Genomic DNA, 1,162 nt, shown 5'->3' on the forward strand with positions numbered 1-1,162 from the left:
GAAGAAAGGAATGAGTATCGAACGTGAAACGTTCTTACTTCACCTGATCGCTAAAGAGTTGCTTTAGCTGTCACCAGAGTGCCGAAGACTGAGCTCATACCTATTGAATGGGAATGAGCTTCAGTAAGCGTTTTTAGAAGTGGTTAGGAAGATGTGTTTAGGGATTTCATCATTCACTTCTTTACGCAATTAAGCGCAATAAAAAAGTCCGAGCTCCCCCCCGGAACCCGGACTTATTCCAGACGCGCAAGCGAAGCGTCATCTCGATATTCTGAGTTTTGTTTCAAACTATGAAAACAATAGCCGTTTTATATTTAGTGTGTAAATAATTAATAGGTCCAACCATTGGTTTTCATCTTTTTTGCACACGTAATGTGATGCATATCTATCCAATAAACAAGTGCAAATTGGACTATGATCAGTAAACCACTACTCTTTCTTATTCTTGAGATACATTACCTTAACTTTTTTGCACACGTTTGCATCGAGATCACGAGTTTTTAAATTAGCAGAACAGGATCTTGTAATTTTACGTTCTTCTGAAATTCGTTGTTTTGGTGATTATTATCACAAATTAACGAGTGGAGGAAGTCGACTAAAGTCGATCAGAGGCTGTGATGGTGCCGCAGATTCAGAAGCAAATAAAAGTAACGGCTGAAAAGAAGAGTGTTGTAACTGCCCGATATCTATCAGTTTTTCCAAGGCGAAGAAACGACTGACGTACTGATGTGTTTCTTTTGGCAGGGTGAGCTGTTGGAAGTCATCGGTGCCCGCTTTCTTTATAGCGCGAGCAATTCGGCCTTCTCCTGCATTATAGGCCGCCAGCGTTAATGCGAGGTTTTGATCAAACTTGTTGTATAAAAACGCCAGATAGTCCAATGCAGCTTTCGTGCTGGCTTGGGTATCGAAACGCTCATCCACATTCGAATCAACCGTTAAACCAAAGCGCATCGCTGTTGCAGGAATCAATTGCCATAATCCCGCGGCGTTGGCGTGAGAAACGGCTTTTGCGTTGTAAGAAGATTCTAGCATTGGCACCAAAACGAGACTTTTGGGCAGTGACTTGCTTTTGAGTTGCTTAAAGATGTGGTCGAGAAGTGGATTGACGGAAGTGAGACGTTGGTCGATTTGTAATTTATAAGGCGCAAGAACCTGATACTGC

General features: G+C 42.1%; 1 protein-coding gene and 1 pseudogene. One reads left to right on the top strand and one right to left on the bottom strand.

Annotation, left to right across the window (positions count from 1 at the left end; all coding sequences use genetic code 11):
• Positions 1 to 67, top strand: a pseudogene (locus R7P35_RS25425) (DNA mismatch repair protein MutT); the annotation flags it as partial.
• Positions 68 to 567: 500 nt separating this feature from the next.
• Here R7P35_RS25425 and R7P35_RS25430 read toward each other — a convergent pair.
• Positions 568 to 1,162, bottom strand: a 595-nt coding sequence (locus tag R7P35_RS25430) for a lytic transglycosylase domain-containing protein (protein WP_318093178.1), incomplete at its 5' end; no start/stop codon positions are given.

It is taken from the genome of Vibrio sp. Vb0304, from assembly GCF_033338995.1.
Classification (GTDB): Bacteria; Pseudomonadota; Gammaproteobacteria; order Enterobacterales; family Vibrionaceae; genus Vibrio; species Vibrio alginolyticus.